This window comes from Paenarthrobacter sp. NPDC090522 (assembly GCF_044769225.1).
In the GTDB taxonomy this organism is placed as follows: domain Bacteria; phylum Actinomycetota; class Actinomycetes; order Actinomycetales; family Micrococcaceae; genus Arthrobacter.
On record NZ_JBIVXL010000030.1, the window covers coordinates 1 to 26,291 of the forward strand.

The 26,291-nt window shown below is 63.4% G+C and carries 29 protein-coding genes; 15 read left to right on the top strand and 14 right to left on the bottom strand.

Annotated features, from left to right (window positions below):
* Positions 1-385 precede the first annotated feature (385 nt).
* Complete coding sequence (locus ACIQT2_RS22670; RefSeq protein ID WP_400332952.1) at positions 386-1,498, top strand: EAL domain-containing protein; 1,113 nt, start codon at positions 386-388, stop codon at positions 1,496-1,498.
* Positions 1,499-1,618: 120 nt separating this feature from the next.
* Positions 1,619-2,518: a PaaX family transcriptional regulator C-terminal domain-containing protein gene (locus ACIQT2_RS22675; protein WP_400332955.1), complete on the top strand. Its 900-nt coding sequence runs from the start codon at positions 1,619-1,621 to the stop codon at positions 2,516-2,518.
* Positions 2,519-2,670: 152 nt separating this feature from the next.
* Here ACIQT2_RS22675 and ACIQT2_RS22680 read toward each other — a convergent pair whose 3' ends face one another.
* The 3 genes from ACIQT2_RS22680 to ACIQT2_RS22690 all read right to left on the bottom strand — a co-directional run bounded on the left by ACIQT2_RS22680 (position 2,671) and on the right by ACIQT2_RS22690 (position 5,954).
* On the bottom strand, positions 2,671-3,444 hold the full coding sequence (locus tag ACIQT2_RS22680; RefSeq protein WP_402951211.1) for a VOC family protein: 774 nt from the start codon (positions 3,442-3,444) through the stop codon (positions 2,671-2,673).
* Positions 3,445-3,565: 121 nt separating this feature from the next.
* On the bottom strand, positions 3,566-5,185 hold the full coding sequence (locus ACIQT2_RS22685) for a phytoene desaturase family protein (protein ID WP_402951214.1): 1,620 nt from the start codon (positions 5,183-5,185) through the stop codon (positions 3,566-3,568).
* A gap of 127 nt (positions 5,186-5,312) precedes the next feature.
* Positions 5,313-5,954: an NADPH-dependent F420 reductase gene (locus tag ACIQT2_RS22690; RefSeq protein WP_402951217.1), complete on the bottom strand. Its 642-nt coding sequence runs from the start codon at positions 5,952-5,954 to the stop codon at positions 5,313-5,315.
* 147 nt (positions 5,955-6,101) lie between these two features.
* Between ACIQT2_RS22690 and ACIQT2_RS22695 the strand changes: the two genes are divergently transcribed.
* Positions 6,102-6,368 (top strand): hypothetical protein, encoded by a 267-nt coding sequence (locus ACIQT2_RS22695; protein WP_400332967.1) that lies wholly within the window; start codon positions 6,102-6,104, stop codon positions 6,366-6,368.
* Complete coding sequence (locus ACIQT2_RS22700) at positions 6,368-7,051, top strand: HAD family hydrolase (protein WP_402951220.1); 684 nt, start codon at positions 6,368-6,370, stop codon at positions 7,049-7,051. Before ACIQT2_RS22695 ends, ACIQT2_RS22700 begins: the two co-directional genes overlap by 1 nt.
* On the opposite strand, the gene ACIQT2_RS22705 is transcribed toward ACIQT2_RS22700, so the two are convergent.
* Positions 7,048-7,659, bottom strand: a complete 612-nt coding sequence (locus ACIQT2_RS22705; RefSeq protein ID WP_402951222.1) for an NADPH-dependent FMN reductase — start codon at positions 7,657-7,659, stop codon at positions 7,048-7,050. The two genes, ACIQT2_RS22700 and ACIQT2_RS22705, sit on opposite strands and share 4 nt — an antisense overlap.
* A gap of 187 nt (positions 7,660-7,846) precedes the next feature.
* On the opposite strand from ACIQT2_RS22705, the gene ACIQT2_RS22710 reads away from it, so the two are divergent.
* Genes ACIQT2_RS22710 through ACIQT2_RS22720 form a run of 3 tightly spaced genes read left to right on the top strand, consistent with a single transcriptional unit; the run spans position 7,847 to position 10,739 of the window.
* Positions 7,847-9,040 (top strand): NAD(P) transhydrogenase subunit alpha, encoded by a 1,194-nt coding sequence (locus ACIQT2_RS22710; protein WP_402951225.1) that lies wholly within the window; start codon positions 7,847-7,849, stop codon positions 9,038-9,040.
* Positions 9,040-9,369 (top strand): NAD(P) transhydrogenase subunit alpha, encoded by a 330-nt coding sequence (locus ACIQT2_RS22715; RefSeq protein WP_402951227.1) that lies wholly within the window; start codon positions 9,040-9,042, stop codon positions 9,367-9,369. The genes ACIQT2_RS22710 and ACIQT2_RS22715 overlap by 1 nt, the downstream gene beginning before the upstream one ends.
* Positions 9,366-10,739: an NAD(P)(+) transhydrogenase (Re/Si-specific) subunit beta gene (locus ACIQT2_RS22720; protein ID WP_402951230.1), complete on the top strand. Its 1,374-nt coding sequence runs from the start codon at positions 9,366-9,368 to the stop codon at positions 10,737-10,739. The genes ACIQT2_RS22715 and ACIQT2_RS22720 overlap by 4 nt, the downstream gene beginning before the upstream one ends.
* 1 nt (position 10,740) lies before the next feature.
* Here ACIQT2_RS22720 and ACIQT2_RS22725 read toward each other — a convergent pair whose 3' ends face one another.
* Positions 10,741-11,178, bottom strand: a complete 438-nt coding sequence (locus tag ACIQT2_RS22725) for a Rid family hydrolase (protein ID WP_402951233.1) — start codon at positions 11,176-11,178, stop codon at positions 10,741-10,743.
* Between the two features lie 262 nt (positions 11,179-11,440).
* Between ACIQT2_RS22725 and ACIQT2_RS22730 the strand changes: the two genes are divergently transcribed.
* The 7 genes from ACIQT2_RS22730 to ACIQT2_RS22760 all read left to right on the top strand — a co-directional run bounded on the left by ACIQT2_RS22730 (position 11,441) and on the right by ACIQT2_RS22760 (position 16,209).
* A complete protein-coding gene (locus ACIQT2_RS22730; protein ID WP_402951236.1) occupies positions 11,441-11,779 on the top strand; it encodes a hypothetical protein in 339 nt (112 codons plus the stop codon).
* A gap of 6 nt (positions 11,780-11,785) precedes the next feature.
* Positions 11,786-12,085, top strand: a complete 300-nt coding sequence (locus ACIQT2_RS22735; RefSeq protein WP_402951239.1) for a pore-forming ESAT-6 family protein — start codon at positions 11,786-11,788, stop codon at positions 12,083-12,085.
* 15 nt (positions 12,086-12,100) lie between these two features.
* Positions 12,101-12,619, top strand: a complete 519-nt coding sequence (locus tag ACIQT2_RS22740) for a DUF6507 family protein (RefSeq protein ID WP_402951242.1) — start codon at positions 12,101-12,103, stop codon at positions 12,617-12,619.
* 37 nt (positions 12,620-12,656) lie between these two features.
* Entirely contained in the window at positions 12,657-14,189 is a 1,533-nt protein-coding gene (locus ACIQT2_RS22745; RefSeq protein WP_402951245.1) for a hypothetical protein, read from the top strand.
* A gap of 368 nt (positions 14,190-14,557) precedes the next feature.
* On the top strand, positions 14,558-14,935 hold the full coding sequence (locus ACIQT2_RS22750; protein ID WP_402951248.1) for a hypothetical protein: 378 nt from the start codon (positions 14,558-14,560) through the stop codon (positions 14,933-14,935).
* Between the two features lie 26 nt (positions 14,936-14,961).
* Positions 14,962-15,702, top strand: a complete 741-nt coding sequence (locus ACIQT2_RS22755) for a hypothetical protein (RefSeq protein WP_402951250.1) — start codon at positions 14,962-14,964, stop codon at positions 15,700-15,702.
* Between the two features lie 159 nt (positions 15,703-15,861).
* Positions 15,862-16,209: a hypothetical protein gene (locus ACIQT2_RS22760; protein WP_402951252.1), complete on the top strand. Its 348-nt coding sequence runs from the start codon at positions 15,862-15,864 to the stop codon at positions 16,207-16,209.
* 20 nt (positions 16,210-16,229) lie between these two features.
* On the opposite strand, the gene ACIQT2_RS22765 is transcribed toward ACIQT2_RS22760, so the two are convergent.
* From ACIQT2_RS22765 to ACIQT2_RS22790, 6 genes are all read right to left on the bottom strand, one after another.
* Positions 16,230-16,841, bottom strand: a complete 612-nt coding sequence (locus tag ACIQT2_RS22765) for a hypothetical protein (protein ID WP_402951255.1) — start codon at positions 16,839-16,841, stop codon at positions 16,230-16,232.
* A 101-nt stretch (positions 16,842-16,942) separates the two neighbouring features.
* Positions 16,943-17,668, bottom strand: a complete 726-nt coding sequence (locus ACIQT2_RS22770; protein WP_402951257.1) for an aspartate/glutamate racemase family protein — start codon at positions 17,666-17,668, stop codon at positions 16,943-16,945.
* A 9-nt stretch (positions 17,669-17,677) separates the two neighbouring features.
* The gene (locus tag ACIQT2_RS22775; protein ID WP_402951259.1) at positions 17,678-19,093 is read right to left on the bottom strand and encodes an amidohydrolase family protein; all 1,416 of its coding nucleotides are present in this window, start codon (positions 19,091-19,093) and stop codon (positions 17,678-17,680) included.
* 22 nt (positions 19,094-19,115) lie between these two features.
* Positions 19,116-19,946, bottom strand: a complete 831-nt coding sequence (locus ACIQT2_RS22780) for an aspartate/glutamate racemase family protein (protein WP_402951262.1) — start codon at positions 19,944-19,946, stop codon at positions 19,116-19,118.
* Positions 19,943-20,632, bottom strand: a complete 690-nt coding sequence (locus ACIQT2_RS22785; RefSeq protein WP_402951264.1) for a GntR family transcriptional regulator — start codon at positions 20,630-20,632, stop codon at positions 19,943-19,945. The genes ACIQT2_RS22780 and ACIQT2_RS22785 overlap by 4 nt, the downstream gene beginning before the upstream one ends.
* A gap of 97 nt (positions 20,633-20,729) precedes the next feature.
* A complete protein-coding gene (locus tag ACIQT2_RS22790; protein ID WP_402951266.1) occupies positions 20,730-22,070 on the bottom strand; it encodes an MFS transporter in 1,341 nt (446 codons plus the stop codon).
* 903 nt (positions 22,071-22,973) lie between these two features.
* Between ACIQT2_RS22790 and ACIQT2_RS22795 the strand changes: the two genes are divergently transcribed.
* On the top strand, positions 22,974-23,699 hold the full coding sequence (locus ACIQT2_RS22795) for a hypothetical protein (protein ID WP_402951268.1): 726 nt from the start codon (positions 22,974-22,976) through the stop codon (positions 23,697-23,699).
* Positions 23,700-23,813: 114 nt separating this feature from the next.
* On the opposite strand, the gene ACIQT2_RS22800 is transcribed toward ACIQT2_RS22795, so the two are convergent.
* The 3 genes from ACIQT2_RS22800 to ACIQT2_RS22810 form a co-directional block, all read right to left on the bottom strand.
* On the bottom strand, positions 23,814-24,236 hold the full coding sequence (locus ACIQT2_RS22800; RefSeq protein WP_400333035.1) for a hypothetical protein: 423 nt from the start codon (positions 24,234-24,236) through the stop codon (positions 23,814-23,816).
* A gap of 110 nt (positions 24,237-24,346) precedes the next feature.
* Positions 24,347-24,739 (bottom strand): hypothetical protein, encoded by a 393-nt coding sequence (locus ACIQT2_RS22805; RefSeq protein ID WP_402951270.1) that lies wholly within the window; start codon positions 24,737-24,739, stop codon positions 24,347-24,349.
* A gap of 1,013 nt (positions 24,740-25,752) precedes the next feature.
* The gene (locus tag ACIQT2_RS22810) at positions 25,753-26,190 is read right to left on the bottom strand and encodes a hypothetical protein (RefSeq protein WP_402951272.1); all 438 of its coding nucleotides are present in this window, start codon (positions 26,188-26,190) and stop codon (positions 25,753-25,755) included.
* Between the last annotated feature and the right edge of the window lie 101 nt (positions 26,191-26,291).

Sequence of the window (26,291 nt, forward strand, 5' to 3'; positions counted from 1 at the left end):
TCAACGCGTTCGCCATCACGTTCGCCGGACGGTTCGAAAGAACCACCAACTAATGAAAACCGCCGGAACCCACACACCGTATATCGGACAGACCCGCGGAAGTGAGAGAGCGTTGGTGAAAAGGGGGTGTTTCGTGAGAGAGCGTCGGCGAAAAGGGGGGTGTTCCGTGAGAGAGCGTCGGTGGAAGGGGGTGTCTCGGCGGCCGTGGAGTGCCAGCTTGGTCCACGTGTGCGGGATTCTCTTGTAGGATTCGTCACAAGCCTGGTTGCGCGGATGCTCGACTGGGCTGCTCCGTTCCGGGACGTCCTTGGGGGCCAGCGGAGCGAAGCGTAGCTGGTTGTGTACTGGGCGCAGCCGGCACAAGTTCACATTGAAGGAATTGTCGATGTCTAGAAGTGGGCTCTCTTTTCCCTTCGGTGGTGCCATGGAACCGTCAGCAAACGACGCCGTCCAGGCTCCACCGCTCCCGCCCGTCAACGATGCCCGCGTGCGTCAGCAGGCGCTGGAAATCATCAAGGACATCCTCAGCGAGTCCGATCCGCGCAGCGAGTGGGCCCGCAGGAACCTCCAGGAACTGCTGGCCGAGCATCCCGGCGACCCCAAGGGCGTCCTGCTGGAGCACCTGATCCAGACCCGCACCGGCATCGTGGTGCCGGACGAGTCCGCGGGACACCAGGAATCCATGAGCCTGAACCGCGCGTCGGCCGAGGCTCCGCATACGGTGACCGTCCCGGTCAACAGTGAAGTACGCAAGCGCATCCAGTCCGTGTTGCGGGACAAGCTGCTGCTCACGGCCTTCCAGCCCATCCATGAACTCCCAGCCGGTGACGTCATCGGCGTTGAAGCCCTGATCCGCTTCGTGGAGCAGGACGGCGCGGCGGCGGACGTTTGGTTCCGCGAGGCGTCCCAAGCCGGACTTGGTACCGAGCTGGAGATCGCTGCCCTGCATTGTTCCCTGGCCGCTGCCGAGGAAATGCCCCAGGACATGTTCGTGGCCTTCAACCTGACACCGGAGTCCTCCCGGGACCCCCGTGTCAGGGCCTTGCTGGAAGAGGCGCGGCTTGATCCGTCGAGGATCGTCATCGAACTCACTGGAAGCCTGGAGTCAGCCGATGGCCTGGCGGGCGAGAACGGCTTTGGGCCACTGCGTCGACGCGGCATGCGGCTCGCGGTCAGCGCTTCGGGTGCGGGCTTCGTTTCCATGGACAGGATCGAGGAGTTGCGTCCGGACATCATCAAGCTGGACCGGCACCTGATCGCCGGCATCGACAGCTCCGAGGGGCAGCGCATCCGTGCCCGCGCCGTTGTTGAGCTGGCCAGGGAGCTTGGTGCATCCGTCGTAGCGCAGGGCATCGAGACGGAAGCCGAACTGCGCGAAGCCACGGAACTGCACGTCGCCGCAGCCCAGGGGTACTTGCTGGGCCGTCCGTCCGTGCACCCGCTTGACTGGTCTTCGTGGACCCTGCACTCCCAGCCCGAGGTGCAGTCGGTCGGTTAGGGTTCCTGCCCAGCGTCAGCTGCCTGCCGCCGTCGTGGTCTTCAGGGAACGGGACAGTCTCCGCCCTATGATGAACATGACTGGCGCCCGGACCGGGCGCGGAAATGAGGACCCTTTTCGATGTTCGCCGTCCCGGCACCCCCGGTGCGCCACCAGCAGTTGCTCGTCACGATTTTCGGTCTGTATGGCCGGAATGCCGGTGACGCCTTGCCGGTTTCTGCACTGATTTCCATGCTGGGAACCCTGGGCTACGACGCGCCGGGCGTCCGATCATCTGTCTCCAGGCTCAAGGCCAAGGGCGTGTTGAAAAGTGTTCGCGAGGACGGGATCGCCAAGTACAAGATTGCCGAGTCCGTCAGCGACGTGTTCCGGGAGGGTGACCGGCGGATCTTCGCTCCCGAACAGCCCGCGCCGGTGGATACGTGGGTCCTGGCCGTATTTTCCGTGCCCGAATCGATGCGGAACCGCCGGCACCAGTTGCGCTCGGCCTTGTCCGGGCTGGGCTTCGGCTCGGTGGCGTCGGGAGTGTGGATCGCGCCCGCCCACAAGCTGGACCAGGCCAAGGAACGGCTTACGGCAAGCGGGCTGATCGAGTTCGTGGACCTGTTTCGCAGCGACTACGTCTTCGATGGCCCCATGCGGCCCAAGATCTCCGAGTGGTGGGACCTGAAGGAGCTCGACGAAGAGTTCACGGAGTTCCTTGAGCTGTATGGAAATGCCGAGGAGGACTGGTCCGGGCGTCTTGAGGACCAACCCGCCGAGGTTACGGAGGAAGTGCGCCGGGACGCGTTCCGCTACTACATCCCGATGCTCACCATGTGGCGCAGGTTTCCCTACAAGGATCCTAATCTTCCCGCCGACTACCTGCCTGCGGACTGGCATGGCCCCGCCGTCCGAAGGATCTTCCAGTCCGTACACCGTCTGGCCGCCCCGCTTGCCGCTGAGTTCGCCCACGACGTCATCGTCGGGGCCATGGACCCGGCAGCCGGCCAGGATTCCGCGGCGCTGAAGCTGGGTTAAGGCCCGACGGCGGTACGCGCGCCACGGTCTGCGGGGGCTGGAAGGTGTACCCCGACGACCTGCTTTGAGCCTCGCGGAGGCCGGGGAGGTCATTCTTGCGGCGTGTCGCGGAGGGTGCGGTCCAAAGTGGGTCGCTGCGGCACGCAGGCAGCTCAGCTGTTGGCTGGTGCTACGGCGATGACCCCGAAGACGTCTCCTTGCAGGCCCTCGATGATGGCCATCCGGCCGAACGGTGTCGAGGAAACCGGCATCAGCAGGGACGCGCCGAGTTGCTCGGCCTGGCAGGCCGTGGCGGCAACATCGTCGCTGGCAAACCACGTCAGCCAGTAATCCGGCATGGTCTCCGGGAGTTCGGTGTCGTAGTGCATGCCGGCCACTTCACGTCCGTCGGTGGCGCGCAGGCACGTGGAGTAGACCATGTCCTCGCCGTCCACGTCGTGGTACGCAAAGCCGAACACCTCGGCATAGAAAGCCCTGGCCGAGGCGTAGTCGTGGGTGTGGAGTTCATTCCAGCAGAGCGATCCGTGCTCATTGAAGCGTTCGGCGCCAATGTGGTTGCCGGCTTGCCATACCCCAAAGGCGGCTCCCACGCTGTCCGCAGCGACGGCCATGCGTCCGGAGTCCATGACGTCGAATGGCGGGACCAGCAGTTGCCCTCCGGCCGCCTTGATGAGCTCGGCGGTGGCATCGACGTTGTCGGAGGCCAAGTACGTGGTCCATGCCGCGGGATGGGCGGGATCCACCTTGGGGCCGAGGCCAGCCACGGCGTGGCCGGCAATCTGGGCCAGGAGGTAATCACCCTCGCCCGTGAGATAGTCCCACCCAAACAGCTTGGAGTAGAACGACTTGGCCGCCTCCACGTCGTCAACAGACAGGTCAACCCACATGGGCGTGCCAGCAGGCCATTTGGAAATCTTGGTGGACATGGTGACTCCTCGGAGTTGGCGTTCTCATGTGGATGGCTGCCTCCCCGGGAAAGCCCACGCGCATGGTCTGGAGAGGCAGCCACCCATCATGTAGGCGCCGGACCCGATTCGTGTCACCGTTTCAGTGCTGGTTTTCCAACTCCGGGTTTTTCAATTCCTGGTTGTCCAGCTCCTCCAGGACTGCCATGGCCGCGTTGTGTCCGCCCAGGCCACTGACTCCGCCGCCACGCCTTGCGCCTGCCCCGCACAGGAAGACCCTTTCATGGCCTGTAGCGACGCCCCAGCGCTCGGCCGCGGAGTCCCGCGGCTCATCGTCGTCAAGGAACGGCCATTGCAGTTTGGCGTGGAAGATGTTGCCGCCGGTCATGTTCAAGGCACGCTCCAGGTCCAGCGTGGTCTTGGCCTCGATGCAGGGATTGCCGTCGGCGTCGGTCAGCAGCAAATCCTCGATCGGTTCGGCCAGGACGGAGTTGAGCGAGGCCAGAACTGCGGCCTGGAGTTCCGCCCGAACGCGATCGTTGTTCTCCTCGGTGACCAGCCGATCAGGAGCGTGCAGGCCAAACACGGTGAGCGTTTGCGCTCCGGCAGCCACCAGATCGTCGGACAGGATGCTGGGATCGGTGAGGGAGTGGCAGTAGATTTCACAGGGCAAAGGGGAGGGTATGCCGCCACCTTCGGCCGTCCTGTAGGCGGCCTCGAGCTGCCCATACCGTTCGTTGATGTGGAAGGTTCCGCCGAAAGCGGCCTCGGGGGCCACGGAGGTGTCGCGGAGCTTGGGAAGCCGGCTCAGGAGCAGGTTGACCTTGATCTGGGCGCCTTCGGGACGCTCCACTGTGCCGCCAACCGCGCCAACTCCCGTCGGCAGAAGTCCCTGAAGCACCCACGGCGAGACATTGGCCAGGATCCGTACGCCCGTGAAGACTTCCTCGGCGCCCCCGCGCTGGAACGTGACCTTGCCGTCGTCGGACAGGGCGGTGACTTCAGCTCCGGAAACCAGCAGGGCACCGGCCTCGCGGGCGGCCCGTTCCAGTTCGCGCGTCACCGAACCCATGCCACCCAGGGGGATGTCCCAGTCGCCGGTTCCGTTGCCGATCACGTGGTAAAGGAAACAACGGTTGGCGTCCAATGAGGGGTCGTCCAGGGACGTGAAGGTGCCGATGAGTCCATCCGTGGCGACGAGGCCACGCACCAGGTCGTCGGAGAGCCGGCTGGTGATGACGTCGCCCAGGGGTTTCTCGATGAAGTCGTGCCACAGTTGGTCGTCACCCACGAGTTCGCGGGCTTCGGACCTCGTGGGCAGCGGATCGCAGACGGTGGGGAACAGGGCCCTGGCCAGCTTTTCGGTGTCCGCGTAGAAGCCCTCCAAAGCATCGAAGTCGGCTTCGGCGCCAACGCGTGCAAAGGATTCGCGGCTGGCGCGGGGATCGCCACCGTCAATCAGCAAGCCTGTTTCGGTGTTGCCGGGGTTGGGTGTGTAGGAGGAGTAGCGGCGCCGGGCGAGGGCGATGTCCAGGCCAAGTTCGCTGATGATGCGCTGCGGGAACAGGCTGACGAGGTACGAATACCGTGAGAGCCGGGCGTCGACTCCTTTGAAGGCGGTGGCCGAGATGGCAGCGCCGCCAAAATGGTCATCGCGTTCCAGGACGGCGACGCTCTTGCCGGCTCGGGCCAAGTACGCGGCCGCGGTCAATCCGTTGTGGCCGCCGCCAACAATGACGGCGTCGAAGTGTGTGTTTTCCATGTGGCGAGAGTAGCCATGCAATGGTTTTACTTACTGAAATAACTCTCTAAAGTAAGCGATGCTTGGTCTTGCGAAGCAACGGCGGCGGGCAAGCGTAAGCCGCTCGCCCGCCGTCGTGCGCTGTTTCTCAGACTGTTCGGGTGGCCTTGGCCAGGTTGTCCCGGAGCTCGACGGCGTTCTGCCGGATGACATACGCGGGGCGGTCGCGCTCCACGCGCCAGCTTTCATCGAGGGTTCCGACGTTGACGGCGTCGAAACCGAACTCGTCGTACAGCTTGGTGACCAGTTCGGCGGCTTCCGGGAAATCACTGGCTGTGGCCAGTGCCCGGCGGTTCTCCGTGCCGGCGGGCGTTCCGTCGGTAGTGATGTCCTTGGCGAAGATGTGGTTGAAGCCCTTGGCCACCTTGGAGGTGGGGAGGTGCTTCTGGAGCAGCCCGGACGTGGTGGCCTCGCCCTTGTCGAGTTCGGGGATGCGGCCGTCGCGCTCCCAGTAGTAGTTGTTGGTGTCGATCACGACCTTGCCTTCGAGCGGCTCGACCGGGACGTCCTGGTAGGCCTTGAGGGGAACGGTCACGACGGCGAAATCGCCTGCCGCTGCTGCCTCGGCTGCCGTCGCAGCCCGGGCGCGCGGCCCCAGTTCGGCGACGAGATCCGCCAAGGTTTCCGGACCCCGTGAATTGCTGATCACGACGTCGTAGCCCAGCTCCACGGCCTTGCGCGCAACCTGGCTGCCAATATGTCCTGCACCGATGATTCCGATTGTTGTCATGCTGGGTGCAACAAGAAGTTGCAGGCGCGTATTTCCAGCGTTACGCAATATGTCCCCGTGAGGTCGGGGCGTCCGGTGCCCTGCATTCCGGCTATATACTAAGTAATCTTACTAAGCAGGTGGGCTGTCAGGAACGAGGGGGTTGGGATGACTGGACATTTGGAATTGGTTGACGCGCCCGATGGGGGCTACCGCGTGCTGATGGTGGATGGCGATGACTCGCTGATGGGCCTGTCCAGGCGTTACGCATCGGTGGACGAAGCGGTACAGGCCGTAGAGGGCCTCCGTGAAGTAGCCGGGACAGGGCTGCTGCGCCAGGGTTCGGCGGATCGGTACGCGCTGCTGGAATCCGAGGAATTCATGATGGACCGGGCACTCGCTGGGCCGGCTCCTGAGCAGGTGGAGATGCGGTGATGGCAAAGCGCAAAGGCGTACTCTTCGACGTTGACGGAACCCTCATCGATTCGAGCTATTTCCATGCGCTCGCATGGTGGCAGGCGTTCCGGCGCGAGGGCCTGGACATCCAGGTCTCCGATATCCACCGTTGCGTGGGCATGGGTGGGGACAAGCTGGTCAGGCACTTGGTTGCGGATTGCTCCGATGAATTGCTGGAATCCTTGAAATCGAGCCACGGGGCGGTGTTCTCGACGTTTTGGCCGGCACTCCGCGCCTTCGATGCCGCACGGGACCTCCTCGCCGCCTGCTCCGACGCTGGCCTTGCCGTTGGGCTGGCTTCTTCCGCCCAGCAACGTGACCTGGACGTGAGCCTTGGTGTCCTGGACGCCGAGGCCTCGATCGATGCATGGACCAGCTCCAACGATGCCCAGGAGAGCAAGCCCGCGCCGGACATCCTGTTGGCCTGCCTCGAGAAGCTGGAGTTGCGCCCGGAGGACGTGGTGTTCGTGGGTGATGCGGTGTGGGACGTCAAGGCGGCTTCCAGCATCGGTGTTCCCGCCATCGCCATGACGTGCGGAGGAATCAGTGAAGCGGAACTCCGGGAGGCCGGTGCCGCGGAAGTCTACCGAAATCCGCGGCACCTCCTGGAGAATCTCGAGCGCAGTGCGCTGGGCGGGTTGGCTACAGGGAGTGGTGGCTAGCGGTTCAGCTTGTTGGCGTCAGGTTCCTGGTCGCCAATGTGGCCGGGTGCGTTGGCGGCCAGCACGCGCTGGACGAAAGCGCTGTATTCCTCCATGTAGTGCCGCAGCAGCGCCGCCGTGCCTTCGTCCTTGACTGTCCCATCGGCGTCGTAAGCGTCTGCGACGAAGCGGATGTAAGCCTCCGGAGCGTTCAGCTGCGGCGCGTCGAGGAAGCTCAGGACGCTGCGCATGGACGACTGCATCACCGCGGTGCCGATGCCGCCCGGCGAAGCGCCGATGATGCCCGTGGGCTTCCGTGCGAAGGAGTTGGTGCCCCAAGGGCGTGAACCCCAGTCGATGGCGTTCTTCAGTGCCCCGGGGATGGAGCGGTTGTACTCGGGGGAGACGAACAGGATGCCGTCCGACGCGGCGATCGCGTCCTTCAGCGCCCTGCCTGCGGGCGGGAAATCAGCGTCGTAGTCGGAGCTGTACAGTGGCAGGTCCTTGATTTCGATCTCATGGAATTCGAGTTCGGGCGGCGCTACGCTGATCAGCGCCTTGGAGAGGGTCCGGTTGATGGAGGTGCTTGAGAGGCTTCCTACGAAATAGCCGATCTTGAATGTGTCCATGGCGGCGTTCCTTCCCGACGGCACGGCCGGAGCCGGCTCGACGACGGTGCGGAGGCTGGTTGCCCCGGCTCACGTTCGACCCTAATTCAGTTGCGCACATAGCGCAGCCCCCTACTACCGCAGCCCCTCCCACGTGCATAAACTCGTGGCAACTGAGTTCTGGGCCGGTTCCTGGAAGGGGTGGCGGGTGAAAGCAGGCATAGCACGCGAGACGCTCGACGGCGAGCGGCGGGTGGCGGCCACACCGGAAACGGTCAAGCAATTGGTGGCCTTGGGCCTGGCTGTGGAGGTCGAGTCAGGAGCCGGTGTCGCGTCCGGCCACAGCGACGATGATTACCGTGCCGCCGGCGCCACTTTGGTTCCCTCCCTGGATCTCGGCACACTCGATATTTACTGCCACGTTCGCCCCTTGGACCCGACGACGGCGGGAGCCCTCCGCCGGGGGGCCGTCACCGTGGGGTTGGGGTCGCCGTCGTCGGAGTTGCCTACTGTCCGGGCGCTCGCCACAGGTGGCATCACATCCTTCGCCCTGGAACTGGTTCCCCGGATCTCACGGGCACAGTCGATGGATGCACTCACGTCCCAGGCGCTCGTGGCTGGGTACCGTTGTGTGCTTGAGGCCGCAATGCGCCTGCCGCGTTTCTTCCCGCTCTATATGACGGCCGCCGGAACCATCCCGCCGGCCCGCGTGCTGGTTCTTGGGGCCGGTGTGGCCGGGTTGCAGGCCATCGGCACAGCCAAGCGCCTCGGCGCCCGCGTATCCGCGAACGACATCCGCCCTGCCTCGGCCGACGAGGTCGCGTCCATGGGCGGAACCTTCATCAAACTCGACCTCGAAACGGCCGAAGCTTCCGGCGGGTACGCCCGCGAACTCAGTGCGGACCGGGGTGCCCTGCAGCGCGCGTTGCTGACCCCGCACGTGGCCCAGGCGGATGTCCTCATCACCACCGCGGCTGTCCCCGGGCGGAGGGCGCCGATGCTCGTCAGCCGGGACATGGTGCAGGGCATGCGTGCCGGTTCCGTGGTGGTGGACCTTGCCGCGGAGTCCGGAGGCAACGTCGAGGGCGTCATTCCCGGGCAGGACCTGCACATTCCAACCGCCGACGGCCAAGGCACCATTACCTTGGTGGGCCTCAAGGATCCTGCGTCTGCCATGCCCGCCGACGCGTCCCGGCTCTACGCCAAGAACGTCGCCAACCTGATCGCCCTGATGACCAAGGACGGCGTGGTCGCCCCCGACTTTTCCGATGAGGTGGTGGCGGGCACCTGCCTAACGCACGACGGCGTCATCCGGCATGCGCCCACGGCGGAGGCGCTCGCTGCGCTCGCCGGGGAGACGGCCGCTGAAGCTTCAACCCACGGGACAGAAGGAGCGCACTGATGGATGGCATGAGTCTGCTGACGATCACCGTGCTGGCGGTGTTTGTGGGATTCGAGGTCGTCTCCAAGGTATCCAGCACCCTGCACACGCCGTTGATGTCCGGGGCGAACGCGATCCACGGGATCATCTTGGTGGGTGCGATCATCGTGGCCGGCCAGGCGTCCGAGCCGTGGGTATTGGTGGTGGCACTCCTCGCGGTGGTCCTCGCCACCGCCAACCTTGTGGGCGGCTTTGTGGTGACCGACCGCATGCTGGAGATGTTCCGCGGAAAGCAGCGGCCGCCGTCGGACGTCAAAGCCGACAAAGCAGGAGGGGAGAGTCGGCCTTGACTCTCCTGAACCCAACCTGGACGGCCCTTCTGTACCTCGCGGCGGCCGCCTGTTTCATCCTCGCATTGAAAGGGCTGAGCTCGCCCAAGTCTGCCCGAAGGGGCAACCTCATCGGCGCGTTCGGAGCGCTGCTGGCCGTGGTCACCGTGTTTGTCTCCGTGAAGCTGGACAACGTTCCGTGGATCCTTGGCACGATCGTGGTTGGTGCCGGAGTCGCTGCGCCCGTGGCCAGGCGTGTCCAGATGACGCAAATGCCGCAACTTGTGGCGCTGTTCAACGGTGTGGGCGGCGGAGCGGCAGCGTTGGTCGCCCTGCTGGAGCTGCCGCACACCGAGGATGCCTGGGTGCGGCTCGCCATTGTTTTCACCCTGCTGGTGGGTGCGGTGTCGTTCGCCGGTTCGGCTGTCACGTTTGCCAAGCTCCAAGGGCTCATGACCACGCGGCCCGTGCTCTTCCCGGGACTCCCCGTGCTCATGGCGCTGGTATTGCTCGCGGCACTCGCCGCTGGGGTAGTGGTGGTCCTGGCCGGTGCTCCGGGGTGGGCGATTGTCCTCTTGGCACTGGGACTAGTGGTTGGCGTCCTGCTGGTGCTGCCGGTTGGCGGTGCCGACGTGCCGATTGTCATCTCCCTCTTGAACGCGTTCACCGGCCTGGCGGTGGCGGCCTCCGGTCTGGTGTTGGGAAATGTGCTGCTGGTAGTCGCCGGAACGCTGGTGGGCGCCTCGGGTACCATCCTCACCCGGGCCATGGCAGCTGCGATGGGACGCAGCGTGGCAGGTATCCTGTTCGGCGCCTTCAAGGGAGGTTCGACGGCGGGATCCACCGCCGTGAGCGAACGGCCCGTGCGCTCGTCCAGCGCAGAGGACGTGGCGGTGCTCCTGGGCTACGCGCAGCGGGTGATCATCGTCCCTGGATACGGCTTGGCGGTGGCCCAAGGCCAGCACACGGCGGCCGAGCTTGCGTTGGCGTTGGAATCGCGCGGGACCGAAGTCGATTTCGCCATCCACCCCGTGGCCGGACGCATGCCCGGGCACATGAACGTGCTGCTGGCCGAAGCGAACGTGCCGTACGAATCATTGAAGGAAATGGGTGACATCAACTCCGAATTCAAGACGGCCGACGTCGCCCTGGTGGTGGGCGCCAACGACGTGGTGAACCCTGCCGCGAAAACCACGTCCGGTTCGCCCATCTACGGCATGCCGATCCTGGAGGTCGCCGACGCCCGCCAAGTGGTGTTCCTCAAACGCTCCATGCGCCCCGGATTCGCTGGCATCGAGAACGACCTGCTGTATGAGCCGCAGACCACGCTGCTGTTCGGAGATGCGAAGGATTCGTTGACCAAAGTCCTGGGTGCCGTGAAGGCGCTGTAGCTCAGCGCCCTTCCGGTCCTTCGTACCCTTTTTTGTCGTGCACGGCTGCGGTCGCTTCAATTTCCACGAGCTGGTCCGGATATCCCAACACGGTGACTCCCAAGAGGGTGCTGGGGACGTCATGGTCGCCGAATGCTTCGCGGACCACGTTCCAGGCGCAGACCAGGTCTTCGCGTTCGGTGGAAGCTACGAGGACCCTTGTGGCCACGACGTCCTCTATCCCGGCACCGGCTGCTTCCAGGGCAACCACCATGTTTTCGATCGCCTTATCTGCTTGCAAGCGGTAGTCCCCAACGCCGGCGGTGGTTCCGTCTTCGTTCAGCGGGCAGGAGCCAGCCAGGAAAATGAACCGCATGCCGCTGGGAACGGTCGACGCGTAGGCATACTCGGCGATCGAACTGAGATGTGCTGATCGAATGAGGTCGATGGCATTCGCCATGGTTGTCTCCTTGCTGGATGGTCGCGTGGGTTCTGGCGTCATATTAGTCTGCTGGTTTCCGGCGACCACCTAGATGATTTTTCTCAGCACCTAATTTTGGGTTTTGACTACCTAATTTTCCTCGTTTGGGTCTAGGGAGAGCCTTTTTCGCCACCTAGAGGCGTTTTTGTGTGTTCACAATGTCCCCGGTTGCGCGGTCATTTCCGGTCGCGGGCACCCACTGGTTGGTGGGTTTGTTTCGAGGGCTATTGGGGGCCTTTGTATGGCTGTTTTTGATATGGGTGCGCAGACGCTCGCCACCTTGGGTAAGCAAACGGATGCTTCGCACCAGGACTTGGGGGCGTTGGTGCGCCGGTTCGTGGACGCCGTGACCCCGTTGGAGGGGAAGTTCAGCGGCGCGGGCAAGGCAGCGTTCGACTCCTTCAAGAACCGCTCCGACCTGGTCGCCTCGGAGTTGAACACCGCGCTGGGTGCGATCGTGCAGGGCCAGTCCGGGATGGACACCGCCTTCACCCAAGGCGACATCGCCGCCTCCGACACGGCCCGCCGCTCAGAGGGGTCCGCGAACTTCGACGCCGCACGCTTCCAGGGAAGGGCCTAACCCATCATGAGCCGCATTGCCTACGACACGAACGTCTCCGCCCAGGTCCAATCCGACATCCAAGCTTTGGCTGCGCAGTTGGAGAACCTCATCACCGCCCGGCAGCAGGACGTCAACCACGCCATGGCCGACTTCCGCGCCGACGGCGTCGACGCCGAATACCAGGCAGTCGAGAACCGGTGGACCTCCGCCGCCTCCGAAGTCCGGGCCATCGTCGCACTGGTCCGCTCCACCCTCGCCCAAACCGACGACACGGCCACCACCGCGGTGTCGGCTGCACGGAACGCCGTGCAAGGCATCGGCTAACCCACCGGGTTTCTGATGTCTGTCTGGGAAATTGACGTGCCCGGCACCCACGGGGTGCTGGCCGCGGCCTCGAAGGCCGTCACGGGGTTGCAAACCCCGGTCAAGAGCCTCGGTACCGCGCTGGAAGGGGTCGCCGGTGCGGTCCCCTCCACGGTGGTGGTCCAGGCGTTGGGCGGGTTCGCCGATGACGGGCTGAGCCCTGACCTCACCGGGGCCGTGCTCTCCGCCGGCGCGGCGCTGTCCGGGACGACGGAGGCGGTGGGGCATTACATGGCCGGAGACCAGGCCATGGCCACCATCGCGGAAAAGAGCGCCCTGATCGCCGCCGGGACCGGCCCGGCCCTGGGCACCGGCCTGGCCGCCGCGCAAGGCATCGAACCAGGCACCGAACCCGCCAGTGCCGGTGTCGGGTGGCCCTTCCGCGACGCCGGCACCCAGCCTTCCGGTGCCGGCGGGGGCGGGTCGCCGTTCCCCAGTCCGGGCCGTGTCAGCGAACCCGGCACCGGAGGTGGTCCGCGGTGGAAGCTGCCATGAGCTGTGAAGTCTTCGTTGGCTTGACGGGAGTTTGTGAATGAGTGGGGATTTCACGCAGGTGTGTGTCCCGTCCGGTGGTGGTGGGTCCGGGATCAATGTGGACGCGTTGCCGCCGTTGCCGGATCCGGAGGTGTTGGACGCCCAGGTCCAGTCGATGATCGCAGCAGGGGTCGGGTTCCACAACGGGGTTCAGGACGCGGCCCGGAACTGGGCCGGTCTCCGGGCGTTCTACCGGACCCCGGAAGCCGAACAAGTACTCGGCGCGTTCACCCCGGCCCTGGCCAAAGCGGCCCGGGTGAAGGACCTGACCGGCGCGGCGGCGAGGGCCTTGTACGGATACGCGGACCGGGCCAGGGACTTCAAGCGCCGCATCACGGGTCTGCGGGCTGAGGTGCAGGCGCTGGACGCGGTGATCCTGGCCAACGATGACTGGCACACGAAGGCCCAGATCGTGGACACCCATCAACGGCTCATGTCCTCCGCGTCCGGGCTCGCCCAGCAGATCCTGGACTCGGACACCCAATGCGCCAACGAACTCTCCGCCCTGACGCACGGGCACCGGTACACCCCGGTGGAGGTGCCGCGGCGGAGCGTGTTCGCCTCCACGGACCAGGTCACGAACGGGTTCAGTTGGCTGCAGCACCAGTTGGGTACCGACGCCCCGGTCCCTGACCTGCCCTGGGGGCCGGCGGTGTCCATCCGGCATGAGGGCCGCCTGTCCGGTGTGCAGGGTTTCGGGACCGCCGCCGTCGGCGCCGTCCAGGGCCTGTACACGCTGTTCGGAACGAAAGACAAAACCCAGCAAGCACAGGCCTGGCAAGGTATCGGGGCGTTGGGTGCTGCGGTGTTCCGGTCCAAAGCCGTGATCGACCGGGGCTTCACGGACATGGACGAGGGCGACATCGAAGCGCTCCTGACCGCAGCCGCGGCGATCCGGGAAACCGTGCACGCCGACGAATGGGCCACCGATTACTGGAGCGCCGGCGGGCAAACCACCTTCGACCTCGCCACCGCAGCCACAGGAGGAACCGGCGCCGGACTCACCCTCGAAGCCCGCATCACAGCCCTCGCCGCCCGGCTCCGTGGCCTGCCCACCAAAACAACGACGATCACCGAAGCCGGTGTCGGTGCCGGTGCCGGTGCGGCGGGAACGGCCGTGCCGGAGGAAGCCGCTGCCGCGCTCGGGAACACGGCCACTAAATCCACGTCCATGCTCGGATCCGCAACGGCCGCCGAGTGGGCGAAGAACCTCGACGCCGGTATCGCACGCGTCCAGGAATTCCTGACCACCGTAGGTAGAACCATCAAGGACTACACCAACCCCGCCCCAGCAACGGCAGGCGTCCCCACAGGAACAAGAGCACCAGGGGCTGCCTCTGCCGGTACTGGTCGGCCTGGTCCGGCCACCCGCTGGCTCAACGAACACAACACCAACCCCACACCGGACCCAACCCCGGCGACCCGGACACCGTCCCAAGGCCGCTGGAGCGACGACATCGACAACCAGGCCAGGAACACCCCCGCCCCCGAAACCGGACCCAACCCCGACCCACCGACAGAGCCCGCCTGAACCAACGCTTCAACCCCACCACCACTGACCCCGTCGGCGTCCCGCACACCCACCCGGAACCACCCGGCGGCTCAAACCCCCACGCAGACACATCCGATGCCCCGGAAACCCCTGAATCGCCCGCACCAGCAGCAGAACACGCCCCACCGGCGGCCTCTCCAGCAAAGCCGTCCGGCCCACCCGGCACCTACGACCAACGCCTCGGCGACCACACCCTCCCCGGCCGCCACCCCGACCTCCAACCCACCATCGGCGACACCGACGGCGGCCCCGGCACCTGGCAGGAACCACCTGGACGAAGCCCTAACGGTGCGCCGGACCAGACGTTCGCAACCGGGGTCACAGCCACCGGCCCCAAAGGCAACGCTTTGGAATACGTCACGGACTACATCACCGCCGCCGGCGAAAAGAAATCGATCGCCTTCGACGGCCACCTGTGGCGAGGACGCCCACCCATCCAGATCTTCCAAGAAATCAAAGGCAACTACGATCTGATCCACAAAGGGATCTTCAATGGACAGTACCTCCGCAACCTAGCGCCCCAAGCGGCGTTGAAGTACTGGGTCGAGACGGCCCGCAAGCAGCTAGCAATGTTGGAAGCAAAAGCACCGGGCAGCCAACTCGAATGGGTCTTCACCCACAATCCTGAATTCGCTGAGATGCTGGACAAAGCACTGCGCAAATCGATGGCGAAGGAGAAGTCCACCGTCTCAATTGTTGTTAAGTACGTACCACTTGAAGCCTAGACCAAACCCAACTACCAGGAGCCGGTGTGCCTGAACAAGCCGCGAAGTCCTACTTCGACCCCAAACTCGATGACATTGACCTAGATTTCCTGCTGGGCGGACGGCCCGCGCGCCCTGCAGAAATTGCCGGGAGGATGCTGTCGACCTTGAGCGCCTTGGAGCACCTGGATGCCAGGCCAATCGAGTGGGTTGACGTTTTGTACCCCGGACGCAGTGCGGCGACGAAAGAAGCAATACCTCGCTCCGTTCACGAAATGGAATTAAGGGTCGGAGACGGCGCCCGCAAGGATGATGCGGGCAACTTCTACCCTAGTTGGGGTTACTACCTCTCGGTGCTCGGCTTCCTTGCAGGGTCGGACAGAAGCCTCTGCCCATTCAGCTTCTCTGTCTCAGACGGAGAGGACCAACCCGGATCGAGGAACTCGTTCGAATTGGAGTTGAATGAAGCCCTGGTTTCCGGACGAGAAGCAATAACCGAATGCGTCGCATCCCTTGTCGACATTTGGAGTCCCATCCGTGGAGGCGTTTTCGGATACGAAGTTACTAAGCAGAGCGAAAACCACCCCCTCTGGTATCCGCCGGTGGGAGTTTTGACGTACATGGCTAACGGCTCCGGATACACTCTTCCGCCCAGCCCCCTCGTGGACCTACGTCCACTTCAAAACGGAACACTCGCGGTCCTCAAGGATTGGACGCTCGACGCAGTCCTCGCGTACCAACGCGAATTCAGGGCAGTCAATGCAGGAGCCCGGAAGGCTCCAAACTGACTCCCAAGGGAGATCGCCACCAGGCTTCGCTCTGCACTGCATCTCGTGGACTCCATGGTTTCATGTACAAACTGCAGAAGACGCTGCTGATGGGGACGCCAAGACGCCCTGACCAGAAGTCCTGCGGGCGGTGTATGGCGCTGTAGAGAAAGGTGCAGAGTGACAGTGAAACTCAACAAGAAGGCCTTCGACCACGCCAAGAAGCTGATCCGCGATGGCAAGGTTGCCAAGGACGAGCGCGATGACTGGAGTGAACACGCTCCCTCAACCAGGGAAGAGAACGCGTTCCTGGAAAAACACGACTTCGCTGAGTACGGCAAGTGGTATCTCGGCGTCGATGACGAGCATCCGGACGACCAAAAAGGCCACTACAAGTTCCCCATCGGCGACTTCAGGAAAGTCCACCGCTGCGGGGTGATCTCGGCCGAAAGCCGCGCCGGGCAATACGACCACGACGACATCCGGGACGCCCTGGGCAAACTCCTGGACCTGATCGACAAGGAGTAAACCGAAGGCGTCCCGTCGCGCTACGGAGCCTTAGTGTCCGCGAACAACCGGCGCAACGTGAAGAAGCACCCGAGCGCTCCAAACAGCAGTGCGAGCAGGAAGTCCTTCATGTAATTGCTGACGAAGTCCGGGTTATAGGCGAAGTTGTCGGCCATGAGGGCCCACGGCTCGGAATCGAACACCATGGACATGGGTTCGCGGCCGAGGAACTGGACGGCGTCCAGCCAGACTCCGCCAAGGAATGACAGCAGGGCCGTGACCACGGTAATGCCTGCCACGATCCAGACGCCCTTCCGGCTCAAGGCCCCTGCGCCTGTGACGTAGAACTTGGCCGCCATGAACGCTGCCGCGAAGGTGACGAGGGAGGACATCCAGCCGAGGCTCCAGATGACCATCCAGAGGATGACGCCGATAGGCAGCGCGGCCAGGGCGAAGATGGTTCCGCGGCCTACGTCCTCGCGTGGCGTCGCGGGAACGTAGGAGGCGTGGCCTGCCTGGGCCTTGGCAGCTTCAGGATGCCAGTCGGGAACGCCCGGTCCGGCCCCTTCGGGAACCCGAACCCCGTATTGCGGCTCGGGTGCGTTGTTGTTGCCAGCGGTTTGGGGCGCGCTGGAGTGAGTGTTTTCGGACATGGGTCCCCCGTGGGAAGAATGCGAATGGTGGACAAATATTCGCACGACGGCGGGCTCGCGACGCAATGCGACACGAGCCCGTCCAGGGAACTGCCGCGAAGCTAAGCCAGCAGCCGCCCCCACTTGGGGTCCAGCAAGGGTGCGCCCGCCAGCTTCAGGGCATGCCAGAGGGTGACCGCCACGGAATCGAGAACGGGTACTCCGGTGCGGGCCTCCACCTCCGCCGTGATGTTGGCTCCGTACAGGTTGGTGCAGAGGTAAACCAGGGCATCGGGCTGGGCTGCAGCGAGTTCGAGCGAGCCCGGCAGCATCTCCGAGTCGGTCACCCGGGCAAAGGACTCGTTGTCGCTGAGGTCCAGGTGCCGGTGGTCGATGGTCTTGATTCCCTCACGGGCGTATGAAGCGATCACTGCGTCATTAACGTCCGAGGTGTAGGGCGTGAACAGCCCGATCCGTTCCGTCCCGAACTCTTCAAACGCGGACATGTAGGCAAGCGTTGAGGTGGTGGCGGGGATACCGGTGGCTTCGGTGATCTCCCGGACCATCGCATGGTCGTGGGCTGATCCCAGCCAGGATCCAGAGGTCCCGTTCCATGCGATGACGTCCACGTTGGCGGTGGCCAGGAGTTCGGCGGCGGCACGCATAACGGTTGAGTTGAACTGCTTGTCCGAGGAGTCATCCAGGGCGATCCGCGTGACCGGGATGCGCGTGGAGTGGATGGTGACGTCTCGCCGGTCCCCCAGGATCCGGTAGGTCTGCGGCTCAAGGCAAGTGTTGGAGGACGGCACGATCATGCCGATGCGAGTCGGCCGGTCGATAGTAGGCATCAAGAACTCCTATGCAATAGCAGGAACAGGGACTGACTGGTGCTCGGTGAAGCCGTTCCGGCGAACGAAGCGGCCCACGGGCCCCGGATCGTGGAAGCCATCGGCGTCGAGGACCACCCGCCCGGCGGAAACCACGACGGCGGGCCAGCCGTTCAGCGTCTTCCCCTCGAAAGGCGAGAAGTCAGTCCCCATGTGCAACGCACCGCCGTCGACTGTTTGTTGCGTGGCGGGATCGAAAACAACAAGATCCGCGTCGAAGCCCTCCGCGACCGCACCCTTGAAAGGGAGCGCGTTGATCCGGGCAGGGCCGGCGGAGAAGACCTCAACAAAGTGCTCCACCGAACCACCGGACTCTGTCACCAGGGCTGTAAAGGCGACGGGCATCCGGGTCTCGACGCCGGGCAGGCCGTGGGGCATGAAACGAACGTCGTCGGTGCGCTCGCGCTTCTGCGAGAGGTCGTAGCAGGAATGGTCCGAGGACACCGTGTGGATGGCACCGGCCGCGAGGCGTTCCTTCAGGGCCGCTACGGTTTCGGCGCTCCGCATAGGCGGGCAGCAGGCGTACCACTCCGGGAAGGTGGAGCCATAGACGGTGTCATCAAGGGTGAGGTAGTGCGGACACGTCTCTGAGTAGGCTTCCAGGCCGCGCTCGCGGGCTTCGGTGACCAGGTCAACGGCACCGGGGGTGGACTGGTGCACGAAATACACGGGTGCCCCGGTGTATTCGGCCATGGCGAGCGTCTCCTTCACGGAGATCTCCTCGGCGAGCTCGGGCCGGGTACGGTGCAGGTGGTCGATCCCGATCAGGCCGTCCGCCGCATGCTCTTCGGTACAGTCGGTGATGATGGCATCGTGCTCGGCGTGGATGTAGGTGAGCCCGTCCAGCCGGACCATTTCCCGCATGACCTTCAGGATGGTGTCGTTATCAGCCATGGTGGAGCCGCGGTTGGTGGTGTACATCTTCACGGAGCGCACACCCTCGGCAGCCAGTTGCTCCAGTTGCCAGGGCACCGTCTCGTCCCACGAGATCACGGAGCCGTGCAGGGCAACATCGCAGCGGGATTCTTCGGCGAGGCGCTTCTTGTTGAGGACGGCATCGAGTGGGGTTTCCTGCGCATCGCGGGGGATGCCGAAGTCGATGATCGTGGTGGTTCCGCCCCACAGCGCGGCGGTGGAGGTGATGGCGTAATCGTCCAGGGTGCGGAACCGCCCGGTCACCTGGGCAACGTGGCAGTGTCCGTCCACGCCGCCGGGGATGACCAGCTTGCCTGCTGCATCGACGGTCCGGACAGCTGCGGGTACGGGCTCGGTGGCGTCGAGCAGGCCGGTGACCTTGCCGCCGTCGACGATTACATGGGCGGCCTGCCGCCCGAAACTGTTCACCACCGTGCCATTGGCGATCACGAGGTCTGGGAGTTGGGACATCGTCGTCCTCCTTTGTGTTGGGCTAGTTCGCGACGGCGGAAAGCTGGGCCGACTGAGCAGCGGCCAGGGCGGCGTCGAGGTTTGGGGAGAGGCCGCGCCTGGCCTTGACGGGCGGGGCCGCGAACGAACCGCCGCGGTGGGCGCCGGACTGCAGGGAAACCACGGCCTCGGCCATGCGGATACCGGCGGAAATGCCGTCCACCACAGGGACCGGGATCTGGCCGTCGAGCTCGCGGGCCAGTCCGGCGAGCGGCGCACCGGCCAGGATCACGACGTCGGCACCGTCCTCCGCGACGGCCTGCCGGCTCAGTGCCAGGAGGGTTTCCTTGAAATCGGCCTGCACGGAGCCGATTGAGTTGAGGGATTGGTTGATGGAACGGATGGAAGCGAGCCGGCTACTGAAGCCGAAGAGTTCCACGCAGTCGCGGTACCAGGCCTGGATGCGATCCGAGATGGCGATGATGGAGAAACGCTGGCCCTGCAACGCAGCGGCGCAGAGTGCAGCCTCGGTGATGCCGATGACCGGCACGTCAACCAACTCCTTGAGGGCGGGCATGCCCGGGTCGCCGAACGCGGCCACGACGACGCCGTCCACAGCGGAAGCTGCAGCTGCGTCCGCGGCTGGAGTGCCGCCGTCGTGCGCTGTTTCCTGAACCGAAGCGTATTCCGCGATCAGCTCGGCCACCGCGCCCGCCGCAATAAGCGACTCGAAGCGGGTCTCGATGTATTCCATGCCGTGCCCGGCGGTCCGGACGATCAGTTCAGTGCTTGCGCTCGCGGAGCGAAGTGCCTCAGCCTCGATGAGGGCTGTGACGTCATCGCTGATGTTGGGGTTGATGACCAGGAGTTTCATGGCTTCTTCCGTGCGTTTCTGGGTTGGGGCTCGGTGGCGCTGTAGTCCTCCGGGAACTGCCCGCGGTACTTGCCAATGTGCGACGCCGATTGGGCGGCTGCGCGGTCGTCGTCGCCGCTGGCGATGGCCGCGTAGAGTTCGCGGTGTTCGCGGATCAGTTCCGGCAGGTCGCTGACGTGGCGGAACAGCCAGTGCATGCGGCCCTGGAGGGGTTCGAGCGCGGAGCGGAGAAAGTCGTTGTTGGCGATGCGGGTGATGGCATCGTGGAACTCGCTGTTGGCGCGGTGGGCCTCCAGGATGGATCCCTTGGCCAGGAAGTGTTCGGCCTGGTCCAGGAGTCCGGCGAGGTGCTGGAGGTCTTCAGTGGTGGCGCGCTTCGCGGCAAGGCGGCAGGCCAGGACTTCGAGGGATTGCCGGACGTCGAACAGGTCCTCCACGTCCTTGGGGCTGAGGCCGCTGACCTCCGAGCCGCGACCGGAGCGGTCCCGGATGAGTCCTTCCTGCCGGAGCATCCGGAGGGCTTCGCGGATGGGGAGCCGGGAGACGTTGAACTCGGCGGCGAGGTCCCGCTCCACCAGCCGGGTGCCGGGCGCATAGTGGCCTTCGAAAATCCGGGTACGGAGCGTGTCACGCACGGACTCCCGGAGGGGGCGGTCCGTGGTGTTCGTGTCTTCTGCGGTCAGCATGTCAGCTCCATTTCCGTGATGTGTAAGGCGTGCGCCCGGCCCGGCGGTGTCCGGCCTTGGGTGGTTCAGGACCCGCGGCCGGCCCGGCGAGTGCGAGTCAGACCGGGAGTCGCTTGTTGTAATCCAGCGCCAGGACGGAGATGCCCATGACCACTGCCGATCCAACGAAGTACAGCAGTGCCCAGATGTAGGAGCCAGTGGCCCCGACAATCAGGCCTACCACAATCGGGGTAATGAACCCGGCAATGTTGCCGCTGAAATTCATGGCCCCGCCCAGGACGCCGGCGTTGGTGCGGCCACCCAGGATGGACGGGATGGACCAGAAGAGGCCAACCCAGCGGAGGAAGAACAGCACTGCCGAGAGGAGCACGACGGCGGTGATCGGGTCCGGGACGACGGTAACGCCGACGAGTCCGCCCACAACCACCAGGCTGGAGATGCCCAGCAGGGTCCGCATGACCTTGTTCGCCGATGCGCCGGTTGCGCGCCACTTGTCTGCGATGGCGCCTCCGAGGATTTCACCGACGAATCCGGCACCGAAGATCACGAACGTGGACCAGCCGATGGTCTTCAGGTCGAAGCCCTTGGCTTGGGCCAGGTAGAGCGGACCCCAGGTGAGCAGGCCGTAGAACACGCCGTTGAAGCCAAGCCAACCGAAGCACATGGCCCAGAAGGAACGGAATTTCAGGTAGGGGAGGAGCGCGCGCTTGCCACGGGCACCTTCGCGGGCTGCTTCGGCGTCTTCCTCAGCGTGGGAGCTTTCGATGTAGCTGGCCTCGGCGTCATTGACGCCCTTGTGCTGGCGCGGGTTGTCCCGGATGTACCACCAGACGGCCAGGCCCATGAGGACGGTGGCTGCGCCGGCGATGATGAAGGACATCCGCCAGCTGCCCGTGGAAGCGATCAGCCAGGTGATGAGGATGCCGCCCAAGCCGGCCCCGAGGGGAGCTCCGGCGTCGAGGATGGTGGCACCGCGGCCGCGTTCCTTCCGGTGCATCCAGATGGCGTTGAGCTTGCCGCCGGCAGGCATGACGCCCGCCTCGGTGACGCCGATGCCCAAGCGCGCAATGAACATGCTCAGGAATCCACCGGCAAAACCGGAGGCCGCGGTGGCCGCGCCCCAGCCGATGCAGGAAGCCGTGACCACCTTGCGGGGACCGAACTTGTCGATCAGCCAGCCGACGGGGATCTGCATGAGGGCGTAGGTCCAGAAGAAGGCCGAGAGGAGCAGGCCCACCAGTTCGGGGGCCAGGTTGAATTCTTTTTGGATGATGGGAAGGGCTACGGAGATGGAGCCGCGGTCGATGTAATTGACCGCCACCAGGACCAACAAGAGGATGAAGAGCTTCCAGCGGACGTTGGTGCGTCGCTGCACGCCGTCCTTGCCTGGTTTCTGGTCGCTGTCCTGGGTTGCCAGTTGCGTGTTTTCGAGAGACACAGCTTCTCCTTCAGTAGGAGTCAACGGGATGGGAATGTCTTGGGGCTTTTGGGGCTTTTTGGGGGGATGAGCCGGGCGGGATACCGCTGCAGCCTGACCCGTGCCGGCGGCAACTGTTGCGGTTCCTGCCCGTTGATGGAACAGGGCCGCATCCGGTGTTGGATCTTTTGGGATCCCGTTTTGGGATCCCAAAATCAAAGTTAGATGTGACGGGCAGCACTGTCAAGGCTTTTGGTATACAAGTGTTGCTGACGGATTGTGACTGAGGGGACCGAGTATGGTCGCTCCCGCCCCCTTGTTTAGCGGATTTCACTCATGACATGCGAAAACCCGGGGAGGCGCCGGGTTTTCGGGAGTCTAGCTGTGCGGGTGCGGGCCGGAGTTCTGGGATACCGCTAGCCCGGAGAGGTCCCGCAACCGCCGGACCGTATGTCAGGATTCCCGCCAGCTTGGACTTGTTGTACGGCCACCCCGCTCACGAAGGTACTGCCTTTATCCATCAGACCTTTGCCATGTCATTTTCCGAAGTCATCCGCACAGCCACTGCGCGCCGGTATCAGATCCCTGGCCGGACACCGGCGTGACGGCTCGATAGAAGCCCGCTTCAATTCTCAGATTTCCCAACATATGCTCGGATCGAACCTGCCCAAGATGCGTATACCCGGTAAGTGCGTGTCCAGCCCGTAGTTTGGAGAGGGTGGTTGCCTGTTCGAGCCAGGCCAGGTCCGGGAGGCCCACCGCACTACGGGAGCGATCGGGGACTCCGCCCAACTCTGACTGCCGGATAAGGATCCGCTTACGGGCAGGTCAAGGAGCGAAGAACCACAGCCATCACAGCCCCTATCGTGAAGGTGGAAGGTAGAAGGGCATGCAAGATGCGGGGGGGGGGTGTAATGGATGAGTATGGGCAGGCGAGACTCCCAGCAGTTCATACGGGAACTGATCGCTGATCACCCGCATCTCCGACAGATCTATCGGCAGCTTCTGGAGGACAACTATGGGGATCTCCTGCCTCATTTACTGATGGCCGAAGTATGCACATGGGCTGTGGCAGAGCAAGAATCCAATCCAGTTCGTGTTCTGCAACTTCTGTCGTGGCTAGAGGCTCACTTTGCATGCGAAGGGCGTGTAAAGGACGACGTTGACAACGTCATAGCCGTCTCATTCATTGAGCATCTGCCCTTGCCATCAGAGCGACCAGATGCTGATGTTGTTCTTCTTCTTGGCCCAAGCATGAAGACACAGTACGAACAGTTTTTCCCGTCGATTACGGACTCGCGGGCGAACGTCCAGAGAGAAGAAGCTCGTGAACGAAACCCTTCTGGTCCAGCTGTGACAGTCACTGACCTTTCGTTTCTTCATCCAGATCTACAAAAGGGAGCACTGCGTGATCCGAACGGCGAAGTAAGTTGGCCAGCAGCCCAAGCACCGGCCGTGATCGAAGCGCTTACAGGCTCAGGTCGCTTGGTGCTTGGGTTGGATGTCAGGGACTACCAAAGTGACGGCACGTTCATTGAGGAGCCCTTGTGGTCTTACAAGGGCTCAGATGTGCAAGAAGCTCATGTACGTGCCATAACAGCTATTGGACACGGCGACCTTCCCGGCGAGTGGGTCCTGATCACTTGGTAGCCTCGTGTCGCTAGATTCTTGCTTTCCGTCCCATCGCAGCCCGGTAAAGGGTCGGTTACCGGGCGTTTGATTCGCGAGAGACGAAGTGAGACGGACCCATCAAGCCTGAGACAGTTAGACGCTGGGAATGAGGTCAATGCGCAGCTCGTCTGGCGCACTATCACCAAGGCCGTCGGCTGCAACCGTCACAATGAGCTCATTCCAACCGCGGTGAGCGGGGATTTCGACGTCACTGTCGGCGTCGCCAACTGTGATTCTGCCGTTGGCTACACTTAGCCTTCCTCGGAATACTTCGCTTCTGTCCACGTTGGGAAGCTCCGCTTCGGTTAGAAGCCGAATTGTCACTTGGCTTTCGGCCCAGTCGAATTCGCCCTCGAACGAGTCGATGTCCTGGGCATGACGGACCAACGCAATAATGCCGTGTTCGTTGGACGAGACAGCCTTAGCGGGTTCCACTTCCGGAATTTTGCCCCCTGAGTCAGCATCGGCAATGATCACAATTCCCCAGTGAAATGACCGCCGGATGGAAGTAGTCAAGAGTGGCTGCATAGCCAGAATGCTACCGCCACATTGATCGAGTCCGCCGATGATTGCAGTTGGCTCACTCCGGGCGCGCCGGCTGTCTAAAAGGCAGAGGTCGTGCCCACTCAAGGATCCTTTATCGGGCGGGAGTTCGTCGAGCGACTTCCTGTGTCGTTTTTGAAGAAAACGGAGGTGGCCTCTTCTGTTGCCGAGAACCGCACCGAAATGGCCCCTGGCGGAGGAACTTTCCAGATATCGCAGGTGCTCAACAATTCGGAGGCTTCGGCATCAGAAAGCAGCGTCATTTCGCCGTAAGGTTCTTGGCAGTAGTAGAGCTCAACAAGTCCCATGGTGAGGAGTTCAGAGACGACTTTCTTTGCCACCTCGACTAGAGATTCTTCACTGGCAGACGGGTAGAGTGCTCGGAGTTCCCAGGGCGATTCCCATAATCCTCCGTAGTCCTCGACTGCCTGCCACAAAAGGATGCGCTGGCTTGCAGAAAGGTCCGGAACTGTCATAACTGGATCATACGGACGTCCCCCTAGAAGCGTCCGTAAGCCGATCCTTCACCGTACTGATGATCGCCGCGGCGCTCCCAGCTTTTGCTCATAACTTCCACGTGGCGTGAGATTGCGGCGGGCCGCAGGGGCCTTTTACTGGTGGGGGATCCCATGGGATCGGGTCCAGGACCTTTTCAACCACTACCTCTTGGGATGCTTTCTTATATACAAACAACCGCACGGCACGGACTCCGATCCACATGAATACGGCATTGTCCTTTGCCACGCTATAACGGTGTCCAGCGGGGTATTCCGTACAGGCGTCCTGGTCAGTTCGGTCCAAACAAGTTACTTCAAACTCAAGTTCGCTGGCATTCGGGAGGGCTGAAAGGTCTAGTTCCAGAGTGCTGAAGCGCATTGCGGAGTCGCACGATGCAGCCCCACAGCCGCTCATCAGAGAGCCGACAAGTATCAGAGCACTAAGTACATGACTTATCCCCCTGGTCATGCTTCACCATAACCGAACCAGTCCTGCTCCTCCTGGCTCGGCCAGTTCCTGCCTCAGCAGAGTCGGTGTCGGCTAGGGGATCCTCTACCGGGCACCCGCCCTCTATCCAGCCAGCGTTTCGAAAAGGCCTACCGTTAAGCCAAGGGTGTCTAAGCAGCCGAAGGCAAGCATCATTTTGGAAGATCATATGGAGCCCGGCTGGAAGTTCGGCATTGGCGACGAAAGCGCGCGATACTCTGTTCCGCCTGATGATATTCGCCTTCCCCTGGAAGCGGCGGTCACTAAGCTGCGGGAAGCCACTGAGGCATGCAGGGCTGCTGCCCTGGAACTTGGCGCAGAGATCAGGTCTGCAAGTCAGGCCGGCTATGGAGTGGGCTGGGTTCTGGAAGCAAGCAGTCTCAACAGCGCAGACGTAGAGCGTGTTCTCCGCGGGGAAACGCTTTTCTGATTTATCCGCGGATTATCCTCACGGGGCAACGTGCCCGATAAGGATCCCTCAGCGGACACCTGTTTCGTCATTCGGCTAGGTAATACAGTCCTTTGGTCCAAGCGGAACAGTCTTTGATCCCTCGCGCACTAGCTGAAAGCACCTGGCGTCGCCCGCGAGATCGATTCCGAACTCAAGCACTCGCTCGGAGGACGTCTGGCCGAGATAGAGCGGCCTTGTCACTTTCGAGCCGCTCAACCACAGCATTCCTGAACCTAAATCCCATGTCCCTGTTGAGGTGTAGGAACCGGAAGGGCCAGATTTCCAGTCTGCGTCGCCCAAGGGATCCAGATAGCTAGGAGCGTTTTCGAGCGTGAAGGTTTTGTCCTGCATCAGGGTAAGGCGAGTTTCACTATTGACCCATGTTCCACCGATCTCGGCTGCTGTAGGGGCAGGGAGCGGCTGCTCAGGACTGCAGGCCGTGAGCGAAGCCACGACCACCAACCCTGCGGTCACGCGTCTGAATAAACTCATATCCATCCTTTAGCAGGTCATAACTGGATCATAAAGGCACCGAGTCAAATACTTTCCCCGAGCTGCGCAGCTCCGAGTGCTTCAACCTGCTCGGTGGCCAT